A 15,649-nucleotide genomic window follows, 5' to 3' on the forward strand; every position below is an offset into this window, starting at 1 on the left:
CATGCTCGAACTGATCGCGGCGAATCCGCTGTGGTTTTGGCTCTCCCTCGGGGGCGTGTTGCTGGCGGCGGAAATGCTCGGCGCCGGCGGCTACCTGCTGTGGAGCGGCGTGGCGGCGCTGTTGGTCGGTGCTCTGATCTGGCTGCTGCCGCCGCTTTCCTGGGCGTGGCAGGGCATGATCTTCGCCGTCCTGACCGTCGTCGTCGCCTACCTGTGGTGGTACTGGCTGCGCCGGCGCCCGGCGGCCGCATCCAGCGGTTCGCCGGTGCTCAACCAGCGCAACCGCCAGCTGATCGGCACCCGCGCTACGCTGACGGAGCCGATGCACAACGGCATGGGGCGCATCAATATCGGCGACAGCAGCTGGCGCGCGCAGGCGGCAGAAGATCTGCCCGCCGGCACCGAAGTGGAAGTGGTGGCGGTGGAAGGGGTCACGCTGGTGATCCGCGCCATCAGCCGTTAATTCGAACGACAGCACCCCGCCAGGTTATTGATGATGGGGCACTCCGCCCCCTCGTCGCCCGGGCATTGGTCGGCCAGCGCCAGCAGGCGCTGGCGCATTTCGCCCAGTTCGCTGATGTGCCTTTCAATCTCCGCCACCTTCTGCAACGTGCGCGCCTTCACGTCCGCGCTGTGGCGGGCCGGATCGTTGAACAACGCCACCAGCTCGCGGCACTCGTCCAGGTTGAAGCCCACCTGCCGCGCCTGACGCAGCAGCGTCAGCTCTTCAACGTGCCTGACGGAATAGTGGCGGTAACCGTTATCGCTGCGGATCGGGGCGGTAATCAGCGCTTTCTCTTCGTAAAAACGAATCGTCTTGCTGGTTAGCCCGGTTTTTTTCGCGACGTCGCTAATATTCATTTTCCCTCCTTGACCTTACCCTTGCTGGAAGGTTTAAGCTCCATTCTTAGTGAAAACAGGTCAGGCGGTCAACCTTTAAACACCGCCCTTTAAGCAAGGAGTTCAATCATGTCACACACCACTATGCTGGCATTGCAGGGGCTGTCCTGCATGAACTGCGCGCAGCGGGTGAAAAAAGCCCTGGAAAGCCGCAGCGATGTCGAACAGGCGGACGTTAACGTGCATTACGCCAAAGTGACCGGCGACGCGCCGGACAGCGCGCTGATCGATAGCGTGATCGCCGCCGGTTATCAGGCCGAAGTCGCGCCGCACGCCGATACCGAACTGCAGCTGAGCGGCCTGAGCTGCATGCACTGCGTCGGCACCACCCGCAAGGCGCTGGAAGCGGTGCCGGGCGTGTTCGCCGCCGACGTCGCTATCGACGGCGCGAAAGTGTACGGCGATGCCGATCCACAGGCGCTGATCGCCGCGGTGGAAGATGCCGGCTATCACGCCAGCGTAGCGGGCGCCGTCGCCCCAAAAACTGAGCCGTTGACTGACGCAACACCTTCGTTGCCGGACGTTCAGCCAGCGGCGCAATCTCCCCTTCCGGCAACCGACGGCGCGGACGACAGCGTACAGCTGCTGCTCAGCGGCATGACCTGCGCCAGCTGCGTCAATAAAGTGCAGCAGGCGCTGCAAAGCGTTCCCGGCGTAGAGCATGCGCGCGTCAACCTGGCGGAACGCAGCGCGCTGGTGACCGGCGCCGCCGATGCGCAGGCGCTGGTGGCGGCGGTGGAAAAAGCCGGCTACGGCGCCGAAATGATTCAGGATGAAACCGAACGCCGCGAGCGCCAGCAGCAGACCGCACGCGCCAACATGAAGCGCTTTAGCTGGCAGGCGGCGCTCGGTCTGGCGTTGGGTATCCCGCTGATGGCCTGGGGGCTGTTCGGCGGCAGCATGACGCTGACGCCGGAGACCCAGCGCCCCTGGCTGCTGGTCGGCGTCATCACCCTGGCGGTGATGGTGTTCGCCGGTGGGCACTTCTACCGCAACGCCTGGCGCGCGCTGATGAACGGCAGCGCCACCATGGACACTCTGGTGGCGCTCGGCACCGGCGCTGCCTGGCTTTACTCGATCGCCGTCAACATTTGGCCCGATTTCTTCCCGATGGAGGCGCGCCACCTCTACTACGAGGCCAGCGCGATGATCATCGGTTTGATCAACCTCGGCCATGCGCTGGAGCAGCGCGCTCGTCAGCGTTCTTCGCAGGCGCTGGAGCGGTTGCTGGATCTGACGCCGCCTACCGCGCGCCTGGTGACCGACGACGGCGAGCGCGATATTCCACTGGCAGAGGTGCAGCTCGGCATGACGCTGCGGCTGACCACCGGCGATCGCGTGCCGGTCGACGGTGAAATCGTGCAGGGCGAAGTCTGGCTCGATGAAGCAATGCTGACCGGCGAAGCGGTGCCGCAGCAGAAAGGCCCCGGCGATACGGTGCATGCCGGGACGGTGGTCGACGACGGCAGCGTGCTGTTCCGCGCCGCCGCCATCGGCAGCCAAACCACGCTGGCGCGCATCATCAAACTGGTGCGCCAGGCGCAGAGCAGTAAACCGGCGATCGGCCAACTGGCCGACCGCGTCTCGGCGGTGTTCGTGCCAGCGGTAGTGGCGATCGCCCTGTTCAGCGCGGCGATGTGGTACTTCTTCGGCCCGCAGCCACAGCTGGTCTACACGCTGGTGATCGCCACCACGGTGCTGATCATCGCCTGCCCATGCGCATTGGGATTAGCGACACCGATGTCGATCATCTCCGGCGTGGGCCGCGCGGCGGAGTTCGGCGTGCTGGTACGCGACGCCGATGCTCTGCAGCAGGCCAGCCAGTTGGACACCCTGGTGTTCGACAAAACCGGCACCCTGACCGAAGGGAAACCGCAGGTGGTGGAGATCCTGACCTTCAATCAGGTCAGCGAGCAGCAGGCGATTGGCTGGGCCGCCGCGCTGGAGCAAGGTTCCAACCACCCGCTGGCGCGCGCCATCATGGAACGCGCCGCCGGGCAAACGCTGCCGCAGGTCGCGCAGTTCCGCACCCTGCGCGGCGCCGGCGTCAGCGGGGAGATCGACGACGTGCAGCTGCTGCTGGGCAACGCCGCGCTGCTGGAGCAGCATCAGGTTGCGACCGCCGAACTGGAAGCGCCGATGCGCGCCCAGGCCGAACGCGGCGTGACGCCGGTGCTGCTGGCCGTTGACGGTAAACCGGCCGCGCTGTTCGCCATTCGCGATCCGCTGCGCGAAGACAGCGTCGCGGCGCTGCAGCGCCTGCACCAGCAGGGGTATCAGTTGGTAATGCTGACCGGCGAAAACCCGGTGACCGCCAACGCCATCGCCAAAGAGGCCGGTATCGATCGGGTGATTGCCGGGGTGCTGCCGGACGGCAAAGCGGCGGCGATCAAGCAGCTGCAGGCGCAGGGCCAGCGCGTGGCGATGGTCGGCGACGGCATCAACGACGCCCCGGCGCTGGCGCAGGCCGACGTGGGCATCGCGATGGGCGGCGGCAGCGACATCGCCATCGAGACCGCCGCCATCACCCTGATGCGCCACAGCCTGCACGGCGTGGCGGATGCGGTGGAACTGTCGAAGGCCACGCTGCGCAACATGAAGCAGAACCTGTTCGGCGCCTTTATCTACAATACGCTGGGTATCCCGATCGCCGCCGGCGTGCTCTATCCGCTGACCGGCACGCTGCTCAGCCCGGTGGTGGCGGGCGCGGCGATGGCGCTGTCGTCGATTACCGTAGTCAGCAACGCCAACCGGCTGCTGCGTTTTAAACCCAGGAAGTGATCGCCGGGGCGCCGTCATGGCGCCCCGCTGTTTTCCGGGCTTTCCTGCGCGGCGGATAGCGTTTAGCATGAATGATGATTTTCCCTCGCCTTTCATGCTGAAACGCGCACCCGTTATTCAGGAGCCACGCCGTATGGGTCAACTGTTACGCCGCCTCGCCGCCTTTCTCGGCCTGATCTCGCCCAAGCGTTACGCTTATCCGGCGTTGGACATCACTCTGCCGGGCGATCGTCGGCTGCATCTGGTGGGCAGCATCCATATGGGCACCGTCGATATGTCGCCGTTGCCGCCCCGGCTGGCCGCCCGGCTGCAACAGGCCGACGCGCTGATCGTCGAGGCCGATATCACCGATTCCGCCTCGCCTTTCGACCACGTAGAGCTGCAGCCGGCGCTGGAACAGCGTCTGTCCGCCGAAGAATATCAACGGCTGCTGGCGCTGTGCCATGAGCTGGGCGCCGATCCGCACGCCTTCGCCACCCTGCCCGGCTGGCAGGTGGCGCTGATGATGCAGGCGCGCCAGGCTCAGCGTTTGGGGCTGCGGGCAGAGTACGGCGTGGACTATCAGCTGCTGCAGGCCGCCAGGGCACAGGACAAACCGGTGATCGAACTGGAAGGGGCGCAGCAGCAGCTGGCGATGCTGGAACAGCTGCCGGAAGGCGGCATTGCGCTGCTGCGCGATACGCTGGAGCACTGGCACACCAACGCGCGGCTGCTGCAAACCATGGTGAGCTGGTGGCTGGACGCCAAACCGCGCGGCACGCTGGACACCCTGCCCGCCACCTTCAGCGCCGGGCTGTACGACGTGCTGATGCATCAGCGCAATCGCGACTGGCGGCGTCAGCTGGAGGCGCTGCCGGCCGGGAACTATGTGGTGGCGGTTGGTGCATTACACCTGTACGGCGAGGATAACCTGCCGGCGATGCTGCAGCCGCAGGGCTAAAAAAGAGGCCAATATCGCTATTGGCCAGTCAAAGAGGAATTTCTTGTATTCTAGTTATACGCATAGCAACCGTGTTAACGGTTACAGTAAACAGGGTAGCAACCCGGTGAATATCTTGGCAACCCGCTTTATGTAACAGCCGCTCAGGTTGCCGTACAGGTTGGATTTTTGTATTTTTAAGACTGGTTATCACCCTTCCCCTACAGGGACATTCTGGACAACACATCATGACGCCCGCAGTCGTTCTGCTTGAGAAACAAAAGGTCGCCTTTACCCTTCATCCGTATCACCACGACAGCGATGAAACCAACTTCGGCGACGAGGCGGTGAGAAAGCTGGGGCTGGATGCCGATCGGGTTTACAAAACGCTGCTGGTGGCGCTGAACGGCGACGCCAAACACCTGGCGGTGGCGGTCACGCCGGTCGCCACCCAGTTGGATCTGAAAAAGGTCGCCCGCGCCCTCGGCGCCAAAAAGGCCGAGATGGCCGATCCGCAGCTGGCGCAGCGCGTCACCGGGTATCTGGTGGGCGGCATCAGCCCGCTGGGGCAGAAAAAGCGGCTGCCGACGGTGATCGACAGCCCGGCGCAAGCGTTCGCCACCATCTACGTTTCCGGCGGCAAACGCGGGCTGGACATCGAGCTGGCCGCCGCCGATTTGTGCCGCCTGCTGGCCGGCAACTTCGCCGACATCGCCAAACGCGACTGACGCCGCGCGCTCAGCGGCACACCACCGTAGCGTCACAGGCCGCCAGCGTCTCCACCAGGCGGTCCTCCAGCGCCTTCACCTCCGCGCCGGGCACCAGATAGTTGTTGCTGATGATGGCGAACGCCAACGGCCGACCGGCCGCCGAATCGACATAGCCGCTGAGCGACGATACCCCGGTCATGGAACCGCTCTTGGCGTGGGCGCGGCCCGCCGCCGCCGTCTTCACCATGCGGCTCTGCAGCGTACCGCCCACCAACAACCCCGGCTGGCCCGCGATGGGCAAGGCGTTATACCAGGCGGCAAACCACGGCTGTTTTCTGGCCGCCAGCAGCAGCGTCGTCAGCTGCTGCGCCGTGATCTGGTTCATGCGCGACAGCCCGGAACCGTCTACCTGACGGTACTCGCCGGCCGCGATGCCCTGGCTTTGCACAAACTGGCCGATCGCCTGCAGGCCGGCGGCCCAATCCCCCTTGCCCTGCGTCTTGCGGCCCATCGCCTTGGTCAGTACCTCGCCGTAACCGTTGTTGGACACCTTCAGGAAAGTGACGGCCAGGCGGGAGAGCGGCGGCGAGGTTTTTTCGGCCAGCAACCAGGCATCGGCAGGGGTCACGCCCTCTTCCGCGTTACCGCGCAGCGTGATGCCATGCGTGCGCAGGGCATTTTGCAATAAGGCGCCAACCACGCGGGCCGGTTGATCGACGGTGATCAATCGCGAGCGGGTCTCCGCCTGCGCGGCGATGGTGCCGCTGACCACGATCCGGTTGCTGCCCGGCTGGCGATCGAACGTCAGTGCGGTGTCGCCGCCGGTGGAGGTGTGGTTGACCAGCGTCACTGCGTCATTGGCGGGATAGAAACTCACCCGCCCTGGCGCACCGGCGCGGGCGCCCGGCTGCACGTCCACCCGCACCACGTTGATATCGCCGCCGGGGGTAAAGGCGTAGTTCAGCGCCGAGATCGGCGCGCCGAAAGCGAAGGGTTCGTCGTCCCAGCTCCAGCCGGCGCCGAAGGGCGTTTGATCGAACGCGCTGGCGTCCAGGATCAACCGCCCATGAATCTGGCGAATGCCGCGCTGCGCCAGCGTGGCGGCGAAGGTGTCGAGATCGTCAGGGTGCAACGTCGGATCGCCGCTGCCCTGCAGATAGAGATCCCCCCGCAAGGTGTCGCCGCGCTGCTCGCCGGTGGTCAGCAGCCGGGTTTCAAACCGGTAATCCGCCCCCAGCACGCCGAACGCCGCCAGAGAAGTGAACATCTTCATGTTGGAAGCCGGCGCCAGGCGCTGCTCCGCGTGCGCCTGATACAGCACGGTGCCGCTGTCGGCATCGCGCACCATCACGCCGCTCGACGCGCCAACCAGCGCCTTGTCCTGGCCGATGGCCGCCAGCGCCTGGCTGAGCGTTTGCTCATGGCGTTGGCCGGATGACGAACACCCCGCCAGTGCCAGGATGGCGGGCAGCAGCCAGCCTGCGGTTTTCAACATGTCATCTCCCTGCTTGCGTTATCAAAACCAAATTGCTGCTCAGGCTATCATTGGAAGGCGGCGGCGGCGACTTTTGCGTGCGTTTGAGGCAGGGTTTTCAGCGGGAAAACAGGCGGCCCGCCCAAAAGGGGGCAGGCCGCTGCGGTGGCGATTAGCGATAAACGATCTCGCCCTTCGGTTCGTAAGCCGCCGCATCCAGCGGCGAGTGTTTCTCGATGTACTGCTTGAGCACCTCGGCATCGATAAAGCCGGTGTTGACGTAGCTCGGCAGCCCGTCCAGCTTCGGATAGCCGTCGCCGCCCAGCGCGTTGAAGTTCAGCGTCGCCATGCGGTAGGTTTTATCCGCCTGCAGCGGCTGGCCGTTGATCTTCACCTCGCTGACGCCCTTGCCGTCCGCCACCAGGCTGACGTTGGCGAACTGGGCGTAGGCGCCGGAATCCGGCTTCATGTTGGCCACTACCGCCAGGTATTGCTCAACCTCGCTGCCTTTCATATCGACATGCACCAGGGTGTTGCCGAACGGCTGTACCTTGAGCACGTTCTTGTAGGTGATATCGCCGCTTTCAATCGAATCGCGCACCCCGCCGCCGCTCATCACCGCGAAGTCGGCGTCGGCGCGCTCCCTCTGCGCGGCCAGCATCACCCGCGCCAGGTTGGTCTGCACGAAGCGCACCTTGCTGCGATCGCCCTCCAGCTTGCCGTTAACGCTGCCGATCTTCACGCCCAACTGCGCTTTGCCCTTCTCCTGGAACGGCGTCAGCAGCTTCATCATGGTCGAATCTTCCGCAATTTGCTGGGTGTAGTACACCCGCTCGCTGGTGCCATCCGCCTTCTCAACCTTCTTCTTCAGGTTTACCGGGATCAGCTGATAATGCACCAGCTTCAGCTCGCCGTTGCGGAATTCGAAGTCGGCGCGGCCCACGTATTTGCCCCACTCGTGCGCCTGCACGATCCAGGTGCCGTTCTGGCGATCCGGCGAGCACGGCGTGCCCGGCACATAATCCACCTGTTTGCGGTTGTCGCCGGCCATACACACCGGATCCTGCGAATGGCCGCCGACGATCATGTCGAGATATCCGGCCGGCAGGCTGCGCGCCATCTCCACGTCGCCCGGCGCGTTCGAGCCGTGTTCACCGTTGTCGTAGTGCCCCATATGGGTAGCGGCAATAATCACGTCCGGCTTCTCGTCCTTACGCAGTTGCTCCACCACCTGCTTCGCTTCCTGCGCCGGCACGCGGAACTCCATGTCGGTGAAGTATTCCGGATTGCCAATCTTGGCGGTGTCGTCGGTCGTCAGGCCGATAACGGCAATCTTGATGCCTTGCTTGTCGAACAAGGCGTAAGGCTTGAACAGGCGCTGGCCGGTGCTTTTCTGATAGATGTTGGCGGACAGCAGCGGGAAGGTTGCCCATTTTTCCTGCTGGCGCAGCACGCTCAGCGGGTTGTCGAATTCGTGGTTGCCGATCGCCATCGCGTCATAGCCCACCAGGTTCATGCCGCGGAAGTCCGGCTCGGCGTCCTGCAAATCCGATTCCGGCACGCCGGTGTTGATATCGCCGCCGGACAGCAACAGCAGGCTGCCGCCCTGCGCCGCCACTTCCTGCCGAATGCCGTCCACCAGCGTTTTCTGTGCGCCCAGGCCGTATTCGCCATGATCGTTCTGCCAGAAGTGACCGTGATGGTCGTTGGTATGCAGAATGGTGATGGCGTAGGTCTTATCCTTTTCCCAGGCACTGGCGGCCCCCGACAGCAACGTCAGGGAAACGGCCAACGCACATGCGGTGGTTTTCAGCGAAAAACGCATGGCGGATCTCCGTGTATTCAATAGCTTTTATGATGAGGACGGAATTGTAGCGCGAATTAATGACAGCTGATTTCAAATTTTTGCGATGTGAGTCTGATTATTTCAGATATGGTAAAAATTGCGCACCCTGCCTAAGATGTCATCTCTGTGCTCAACAACTTACCAGGCTAATAATAATATGACCGACAGTAGCCAAAGCGCGATGCCGCCCGCCAAGGGCAGTGCGGTGAAAGGCACCGCCTTCTCTATCCTCGGCGCCATCAGCGTGTCTCACCTGCTCAACGATATGATCCAGTCGCTGATCCTGGCGATTTACCCGATCCTGCAAGCCGATTTCCACCTCAGCTTCGTGCAGATCGGCATGATTACCCTGACCTATCAGCTGACGGCCTCGCTGCTGCAACCGCTGATCGGCTATTACACCGATAAACACCCGCAGCCTTACTCGCTGCCGATCGGCATGGGCTTTACCCTGTCCGGCCTGCTGCTGCTGTCGGTGGCGAGCACCTTCCCGCTGGTGCTGCTGGCGGCGGCGCTGGTGGGCACCGGCTCATCGGTGTTCCACCCGGAATCCTCGCGCGTGGCGCGCATGGCCTCCGGCGGGCGGCACGGCCTGGCGCAGTCGCTGTTCCAGGTCGGCGGCAACTTCGGCAGCTCGCTCGGCCCACTGCTGGCCGCGCTGATCATCGCGCCTTACGGCAAGGGCAACGTCGCCTGGTTCACGCTGGCGGCGCTGCTGGCGATCGTGGTGTTGCTGCAGGTCAGCAAGTGGTATCAACATCAGCACCGGGCAACTAAAGGGCAGCCGAAAAGCCCGTCGCTGCTGAAACCGCTGCCAAAACGTACCGTGGCCTACTCGCTGGGCATCCTGCTGGTGCTGATTTTCTCCAAATACTTCTATCTGGCCAGCATCAGCAGCTATTACACCTTTTATCTGATACATAAGTTCGGCGTTTCGGTGCAGAATGCACAGATTCACCTGTTTGCCTTCCTGTTTGCGGTGGCGGCCGGTACCATTATCGGCGGCCCTCTCGGCGACAAGATAGGGCGTAAATATGTTATTTGGGGCTCCATTCTCGGCGCCGCGCCGTTTACCCTTGTTTTACCCTACGCATCCCTGTATTGGACCGGCATTTTGACGGTGATCATCGGGGTTATTCTCGCTTCGGCGTTCTCCGCCATCCTGGTCTATGCGCAGGAGCTGATCCCCGGTAAAGTCGGCATGGTTTCCGGCTTATTCTTCGGTTTTGCTTTCGGTATGGGTGGGTTAGGTGCGGCAGTTCTTGGTTATGTCGCCGATTTGACCAGTATCGAGCTGGTCTACCAAATCTGTGCTTTCCTGCCGCTGATCGGCATTATCACGGCGCTACTGCCCAATATGGAGCATAAAGCGCAATAACCCCGCCGAATGCCCGGATGAAATTATTTATTCATCCGGGTTATCCCACGGATAAACCAATGTTATTTGGCTTATCTGACACAAAATTGCCTCATTGCCTCGCCTTAAGTGAAATCCTCTGCTTTTTTACAAAAAAGGCCAAATTAGCCAAGCAAGCCGCGAACAAATGCAATAAACTAAATGTATCTTTTCGTAACTTTGTTGCGTTTCTCCCGTGCCGCGATGCATAGCCAGAAGGAGTATGGATGCATAATTCAACACCGCTCATCACCACCATCGTCGGAGGGTTAGTACTCGCCTTCCTCCTCGGCATGCTGGCGAACCGCCTGCGCATCTCCCCTCTGGTGGGGTATCTGGCCGCAGGGGTGCTCGCCGGCCCGTTCACCCCCGGTTTCGTCGCCGATACCTCACTGGCGCCGGAACTGGCGGAAATCGGCGTTATCCTGTTGATGTTCGGTGTTGGCCTGCACTTCTCTTTGAAAGACCTCCTCGCAGTAAAATCTATCGCCATTCCCGGCGCCGTGGCGCAGATAGCCGTCGCGACCCTGCTCGGCATGGGGCTGTCCAAGCTGCTCGGCTGGGATCTGATCTCCGGCCTGGTGTTCGGCCTCTGCCTCTCCACCGCCAGCACCGTGGTGCTGCTGCGCGCCCTGGAGGAACGGCAGCTGATCGACAGCCAGCGCGGGCAAATCGCCATCGGCTGGCTGATCGTCGAAGATTTGGCGATGGTGCTGACGCTGGTGTTACTGCCGGCCTTCGGCAACATGCTGGGCAACAACAACGCCAGCAGCGGCCAGCTGCTGATGGAGCTGGCGCTGACCATCGGTAAGGTCATCGCCTTCATCGCGTTGATGATCGTGGTCGGCCGCCGCCTGGTGCCGTGGATCCTGTCGAAAACCGCCAGCACCGGCTCGCGCGAGCTGTTCACCCTGGCGGTGTTGGCGCTGGCGCTCGGCATCGCCTACGGCGCGGTGAAGCTGTTCGATGTCTCCTTCGCGCTGGGCGCCTTCTTCGCCGGCATGGTGCTGAACGAGTCCGAACTGAGCCACCGCGCGGCGCACGACACCCTGCCGCTGCGCGACGCGTTTGCGGTGCTGTTCTTCGTCTCGGTCGGCATGCTGTTCGATCCGATGATCGTGATTAACGAACCGCTGGCGGTGCTGGCGACGCTGGCGATCATCGTGTTCGGCAAATCCGCCGCCGCGTTCCTGCTGGTGAAAATGTTCGGTCACTCCAAGCGCACCGCGCTGACGATTTCCGCCAGCCTGGCGCAGATCGGCGAGTTCGCCTTTATTCTGGCGGGCCTCGGCATCGCGCTGGGCATGATGTCGGAACACGGGCGCAATCTGGTGCTGGCCGGTGCCATTCTGTCCATCATGCTCAACCCGCTGCTGTTCACCCTGCTGGAGCGCTATCTGGCCAAAACCGAAACCATCGAAGAGCAAATTCTCGAAGAGGCGGTGGAAGAAGAGAAGCAGATCCCGGTGGACATGTGCAACCACGCGCTGGTGGTCGGCTATGGCCGCGTCGGCAGCCTGCTGGGCGGCAAACTGGCCGAGGCGGGCATTCCGCTGGTGGTGATCGAGAACTCCCGCCCACGGGTGGAAGCGCTGCGCGAACAGGGCATCAAGACGGTGCTGGGCAACGCCGCCAATCCGGAAGTGATGGATCTGGCGCGGCTCGACTGCGCGCGCTGGCTGCTGCTGACCATCCCCAACGGCTATGAGGCCGGCGAGATCGTCGCCTCGGCGCGCGCCAAGCGGCCGAACATCGAGATCATCGCCCGCGCCCACTACGACGACGAAGTGGCCTACATCACCGATCGCGGCGCTAATCAGGTGGTGATGGGCGAACGGGAGATCGCCAACAGCATGCTGAACATCCTGCAGCTGGACACCCTGAGCGAAGAAGAAAAAATGGGCGGCTGCCCGATCTGAAGCGCCGCCGGCGCATAAAAAAAGGTCCGGCATGCCGGACCTTTTCTTTTTCAGCGGGTTAACGCTCCCAGTAGGACTCTTCCAGGCTGTCTTCCCGCTCCGGCAGGCCACGGGTGAGGCGCGGCGAATGCTGGTTCAACACCTGGTAGCTGACGCGGTTGGCGTATTTGCACACCTGCGCCAGGGAGGAATAAGTCAGGTAGCTGCGCACGTGCTTGCTGGAATTCGGCACGTTATGGCGGTGATAGCCGTTGGCGGCAATATCGTGCAGCAACGCCGACAGCGCGCCGTCGCCGGCGCCGTTGGTGTTCATGATCCTCTCCGGCCCGCCCATATACGGCGCGATGTGCGAATAAACGCGCAGCGGATTTTCACAGTGTTCACGGCGCATGGCCCGGCTGAATTCGTAGCGGTTGAACTCGGCGATATGCCCCGGCAGCAGCGGGTGCTGGGTCTGGCGCTTGTTGGCCTCTTCGGTGTAGCCCGCCATATACAGGCCGTTCGGCCCGGCGGTGCACAGCACCAGATCCACCCACTCCAGCGCCATGTCCGAGGCGGTCAACGGATCGCTCAGCCCGGTCAGCTCCAGCGCTTCGTCTTCGTTCATCGCCAGAATCGTCACGTTTTCCTTCAGGAAGTCGCGCCACCACTGCGGGTTGTCGGCAATGACGTACTTAGTGCCCAGCGTCAATACCACCGGCACGTCGTGTTTTTTGGCGTATTCGATCGCCTGCAGGGTGGCGGCCTTCATCGGCTCCCCTTCCTTGCAGCGCACCAGATAAGAGCTCAGCACCAGCGCCGACGCGCCGGCGATCACCTCTTCAGGAATGCTTTCCGGGCGCAGCTGGTTCATCTGGCCCGGGTTGATGGCGAAGGTGCGCTCGCCGCTTTCGCCAATCAGCGTGAAACAGCGGCCGATGGCGCCATCAACGCCCTGCAGATAGTTAAGATCGGTACGGCTGGAGGTATTGCACAGGTAACGGTAGGCATAGCTGCCGATTTTCACGTTGCTGCACATCACGCCGAGCAGCACCGAGCGATCGTCCGCCAGCACCGAATAGTTGTGCATGGTATTGCCGATGGTGCCGCCGGCGAACTGATGGGTAACCAGGTTGTTGTCATTCAGTTCCTGATACAGCGCCTCGGCGACGTCGTCTTCGATCACCAGAGAGTGGCCCAGGCTCAGGCCGTAGCGCTGGACAAAAGCGTCGTCCACTTTCGCCTCGATATCCACCAGCGTCTGATCGATGCCGACGATATACGAGGTGCTGATTTCACTTTCGGGCTGGGCCTGCTGCAGAAGCGGATCGCGGGCGCTCACCGGGAAATAGTGTTTGGACTTGCGTTTACCAGGAAATTTCATGTGATTGGCGGTGGTGACGGTTTAACAAGCGGAGAATGTTAACACATCCCCGCCCGATCACGATGCATCTAATATACAGATTATGGATGATTACAGGCGCTGCGCCACCAACTGCTGCATCATATCGATATGCGCCGGCTCGTCGTTCAACGCCGAGATATATTCAAACTTCTCGCCGCCGGCCTTGAGGAAGATCTCGCGGTTCTGTTCTTTGATCTCTTCCAGCGTTTCCAGGCAGTCCGCCGAGAAACCCGGGCAAATCAGCTGAATGTGCTTCACGCCCTGCGCCGGCAGCCCCTTCAGGGTCTCATCGGTGTATGGCGTCAGCCACGGCTCGCGGCCGAAGCGCGATTGGTACGTCATCATCACGCGTTCCGGCGCCAGCGGCAGCGTGGCGCTCAGCGCACGCAGGGTGTCCTCGCAGCGCTGCGGGTAGTCGTCACCCAGGCGCGCATAACGTTTGGGAATGCCGTGGAACGACAGCACCAGCCGATCCGGCTGGCCGTGCTCGGCGAACGAGCGCTCCACGCTTTGCTGCAGCGCGGCGATGTAGGCCGGATGTTCGGCGTAATCGCGGATGAAGGCCACAGAAGGCAAACGGCGATAGCCTTTCAGCACCCGCGCTACGCCATCCCATACCGCCGCGCTGGTGGAACAGGAATATTGCGGATAGAGCGGCAACACCACCAGGTTGGTCACGCCCTGCGCCAACAGCTTGTCGATGGCTTCCGCCAGGCTCGGCGAACCGTAGCTCATGCCCAGCTCCACCGGCGTATTCGGCATGCGCGCCGCCAGCGCCCGCTGTTGGCGGCGGCTGTACACCAGCAGCGGCGAGCCCTCTTCCATCCACACCGACTGATACAGCTTCGCCACGCGCGGCGAACGGATCGGCAAGATCGCGCCGTTGAGGATCGGCCACCAGATCAGCGGCGCCGTATCGACCACGCGATCGTCACTGAGGAATTCCTTCAGATAGCGTTTGACCGCCGACGAGGTCGGCGCATCTGGTGTGCCCAGGTTCACCAGTAATACGCCGTGTTTCTCTTGCTTCATCTCAGTTCCCCTCATTTCCTTTCCGGCCGGCATTCCGTTCTGGGTCGGGATGTCAGCAGTCATTAATGCCGGCTATTGTAACGGAAAAGTCCTGCATCGAAACCGATAACAGCAACAGGCTATGCCTGTGGGCCTTCCCTTTGCGCCAGTTGCCACACCGCCGCCACGTTGCGCGCCGTCACCTGCAGATTGCGATCGGCGTCCGCCAGCGCTTCTTCCAGCGTCACGATGCGATCGAGCACCGAAAACGCCGCGTCGATGCCGTGTTGATGCACCACCTGGTAATCCGGCGTCAGGCTGCCGGCGATGGCAATCACCGGCACCCCGTGGCGCTTGGCCACCCGCGCCACGCCGATCGGCGTTTTGCCGTGGATCGACTGGCTGTCCAGCCGCCCTTCGCCGGTGATCACCAGATCGGCATCGCGCACCGCCTCATCCAGACGCAGGGTTTCGGTGACGATCTCGATGCCCGGCCGCAAGCGCGCGCTGAGCATGCCGAGCAGCGCCGCCCCCATGCCGCCCGCCGCCCCCGCGCCCGGCCGGGTGAGCACGGCGCGGCCGGTTTCCCGTTCCAGCAGTTCGCCATAGTGATGCAGCGCCGCATCGAGCTGGGCCACCATCTCCGGCGTCGCCCCCTTCTGCGGCCCAAACACCGCCGAGGCGCCCTTTTCGCCGCACAGCGGGTTATCGACGTCGCAGGCGGCGGTTACGCTCACCCGTTGCCAACGCGCATCCAGCCCGGCGAGATCGAGGTGCGCCAGCTGCGCCAGGGCCGCCCCGCCCACCGGCAGCGGCCGGCGATCCTTATCCAACAATTTAACGCCCAGCGCCTGCATCATCCCGGCGCCGCCGTCGTTGGTGGCGCTGCCGCCGATGCCGAGAATGATCGCCTTCACGCCGCGCTCCAGCGCCGCCAGCATCAGTTCGCCGGTGCCGTAACTGGTGGTGATGCGCGGATCGCGCCGGCCGGGCGGCGCCAGGTGCAGCCCGGAAGCGGCGGCCATTTCAATCACTGCGGTTGCGCCGTCGCCCAGCAGGCCATAGAACCCCTGCACCGGCTCTCCCAGCGGCCCGGTGACCGTCACCTGGACGATTTCGCCGCCGGTGGCCGCCACCATCGACTCCACCGTGCCTTCGCCGCCGTCCGCCATCGGCAGCTTCACGTAGTGCGCCTGCGGATAAATTTGGCGGAATCCCCGCTCGATGGCGTCGGCAACGCCGAGCGCGCTCAGGCTCTCTTTGAAAGAATCCGGGGCAATAACCACTTTTTTCAGCGTTTTCATCACTG

Annotated in this window: 12 protein-coding genes; 6 read left to right on the forward strand and 6 right to left on the reverse strand. The window is 63.0% G+C overall.

Translation table 11 applies throughout. The features are described from left to right. Window position 1 precedes the first annotated feature (1 nt). The gene (locus ACUTSC_RS09885) at window positions 2–463 is read left to right on the forward strand and encodes an NfeD family protein (RefSeq protein WP_197766796.1); all 462 of its coding nucleotides are present in this window, start codon (window positions 2–4) and stop codon (window positions 461–463) included. Here the strand turns inward: ACUTSC_RS09885 and cueR are convergent. After that, a complete protein-coding gene (gene cueR / locus ACUTSC_RS09890; protein WP_049235204.1) occupies window positions 460–861 on the reverse strand; it encodes a Cu(I)-responsive transcriptional regulator in 402 nt (133 codons plus the stop codon). The genes ACUTSC_RS09885 and cueR overlap by 4 nt on opposite strands. A gap of 108 nt (window positions 862–969) precedes the next feature. Here cueR and copA point away from each other — a divergent pair, with 108 nt between their 5' ends. From copA to ybaK, 3 genes are all read left to right on the forward strand, one after another. Further along, the gene (copA, locus tag ACUTSC_RS09895; protein ID WP_445653301.1) at window positions 970–3,681 is read left to right on the forward strand and encodes a copper-exporting P-type ATPase CopA; all 2,712 of its coding nucleotides are present in this window, start codon (window positions 970–972) and stop codon (window positions 3,679–3,681) included. A 133-nt stretch (window positions 3,682–3,814) separates the two neighbouring features. Further along, window positions 3,815–4,621: a TraB/GumN family protein gene (locus ACUTSC_RS09900; protein WP_197773067.1), complete on the forward strand. Its 807-nt coding sequence runs from the start codon at window positions 3,815–3,817 to the stop codon at window positions 4,619–4,621. Window positions 4,622–4,848: 227 nt separating this feature from the next. Then, the gene (gene ybaK, locus ACUTSC_RS09905; RefSeq protein ID WP_197766799.1) at window positions 4,849–5,328 is read left to right on the forward strand and encodes a Cys-tRNA(Pro)/Cys-tRNA(Cys) deacylase YbaK; all 480 of its coding nucleotides are present in this window, start codon (window positions 4,849–4,851) and stop codon (window positions 5,326–5,328) included. 10 nt (window positions 5,329–5,338) lie between these two features. On the opposite strand, the gene dacB is transcribed toward ybaK, so the two are convergent. Beyond that, entirely contained in the window at window positions 5,339–6,805 is a 1,467-nt protein-coding gene (gene dacB / locus ACUTSC_RS09910; RefSeq protein WP_445653302.1) for a D-alanyl-D-alanine carboxypeptidase/D-alanyl-D-alanine endopeptidase, read from the reverse strand. Window positions 6,806–6,956: 151 nt separating this feature from the next. Next, window positions 6,957–8,609 (reverse strand): bifunctional UDP-sugar hydrolase/5'-nucleotidase UshA, encoded by a 1,653-nt coding sequence (gene ushA, locus ACUTSC_RS09915; RefSeq protein ID WP_197766801.1) that lies wholly within the window; start codon window positions 8,607–8,609, stop codon window positions 6,957–6,959. A 178-nt stretch (window positions 8,610–8,787) separates the two neighbouring features. Between ushA and ACUTSC_RS09920 the strand changes: the two genes are divergently transcribed. Both ACUTSC_RS09920 and ybaL read left to right on the forward strand, forming a co-directional pair. Further along, entirely contained in the window at window positions 8,788–10,008 is a 1,221-nt protein-coding gene (locus ACUTSC_RS09920; protein WP_197766802.1) for an MFS transporter, read from the forward strand. 245 nt (window positions 10,009–10,253) lie between these two features. Further along, window positions 10,254–11,945, forward strand: coding sequence for a YbaL family putative K(+) efflux transporter (gene ybaL / locus ACUTSC_RS09925; protein WP_130017547.1), 1,692 nt, complete (start codon window positions 10,254–10,256; stop codon window positions 11,943–11,945). Window positions 11,946–12,003: 58 nt separating this feature from the next. Here the strand turns inward: ybaL and ACUTSC_RS09930 are convergent, their stop codons facing one another. The 3 genes from ACUTSC_RS09930 to ACUTSC_RS09940 form a co-directional block, all read right to left on the reverse strand. Then, the gene (locus ACUTSC_RS09930) at window positions 12,004–13,308 is read right to left on the reverse strand and encodes an inosine/guanosine kinase (RefSeq protein ID WP_049199930.1); all 1,305 of its coding nucleotides are present in this window, start codon (window positions 13,306–13,308) and stop codon (window positions 12,004–12,006) included. 90 nt (window positions 13,309–13,398) lie between these two features. After that, window positions 13,399–14,361 carry a ferrochelatase gene (gene hemH, locus ACUTSC_RS09935; RefSeq protein WP_004940253.1) on the reverse strand — a complete coding sequence of 321 codons (963 nt, stop codon included), beginning with the start codon at window positions 14,359–14,361 and terminating at the stop codon, window positions 13,399–13,401. 119 nt (window positions 14,362–14,480) lie between these two features. Next, window positions 14,481–15,644, reverse strand: a complete 1,164-nt coding sequence (locus ACUTSC_RS09940) for a glycerate kinase (protein ID WP_445653303.1) — start codon at window positions 15,642–15,644, stop codon at window positions 14,481–14,483. Window positions 15,645–15,649: the final 5 nt, after the last annotated feature.

The organism is Serratia sp. TSA_105.2 (genome assembly GCF_052692115.1).

What these genes read in the sequence shown, in the direction of transcription:
- ACUTSC_RS09885 (WP_197766796.1), top strand. Translation starts at nt 2, where the DNA reads ATGCTCGAACTGATCGCGGCGAATCCGCTGTGGTTTTGGCTCTCCCTC.
- cueR (WP_049235204.1), bottom strand. Translation starts at nt 861, where the DNA reads ATGAATATTAGCGACGTCGCGAAAAAAACCGGGCTAACCAGCAAGACG.
- copA (WP_445653301.1), top strand. Translation starts at nt 970, where the DNA reads ATGTCACACACCACTATGCTGGCATTGCAGGGGCTGTCCTGCATGAAC.
- ACUTSC_RS09900 (WP_197773067.1), top strand. Translation starts at nt 3,815, where the DNA reads ATGGGTCAACTGTTACGCCGCCTCGCCGCCTTTCTCGGCCTGATCTCG.
- ybaK (WP_197766799.1), top strand. Translation starts at nt 4,849, where the DNA reads ATGACGCCCGCAGTCGTTCTGCTTGAGAAACAAAAGGTCGCCTTTACC.
- dacB (WP_445653302.1), bottom strand. Translation starts at nt 6,805, where the DNA reads ATGTTGAAAACCGCAGGCTGGCTGCTGCCCGCCATCCTGGCACTGGCG.
- ushA (WP_197766801.1), bottom strand. Translation starts at nt 8,609, where the DNA reads ATGCGTTTTTCGCTGAAAACCACCGCATGTGCGTTGGCCGTTTCCCTG.
- ACUTSC_RS09920 (WP_197766802.1), top strand. Translation starts at nt 8,788, where the DNA reads ATGACCGACAGTAGCCAAAGCGCGATGCCGCCCGCCAAGGGCAGTGCG.
- ybaL (WP_130017547.1), top strand. Translation starts at nt 10,254, where the DNA reads ATGCATAATTCAACACCGCTCATCACCACCATCGTCGGAGGGTTAGTA.
- ACUTSC_RS09930 (WP_049199930.1), bottom strand. Translation starts at nt 13,308, where the DNA reads ATGAAATTTCCTGGTAAACGCAAGTCCAAACACTATTTCCCGGTGAGC.
- hemH (WP_004940253.1), bottom strand. Translation starts at nt 14,361, where the DNA reads ATGAAGCAAGAGAAACACGGCGTATTACTGGTGAACCTGGGCACACCA.
- ACUTSC_RS09940 (WP_445653303.1), bottom strand. Translation starts at nt 15,644, where the DNA reads ATGAAAACGCTGAAAAAAGTGGTTATTGCCCCGGATTCTTTCAAAGAG.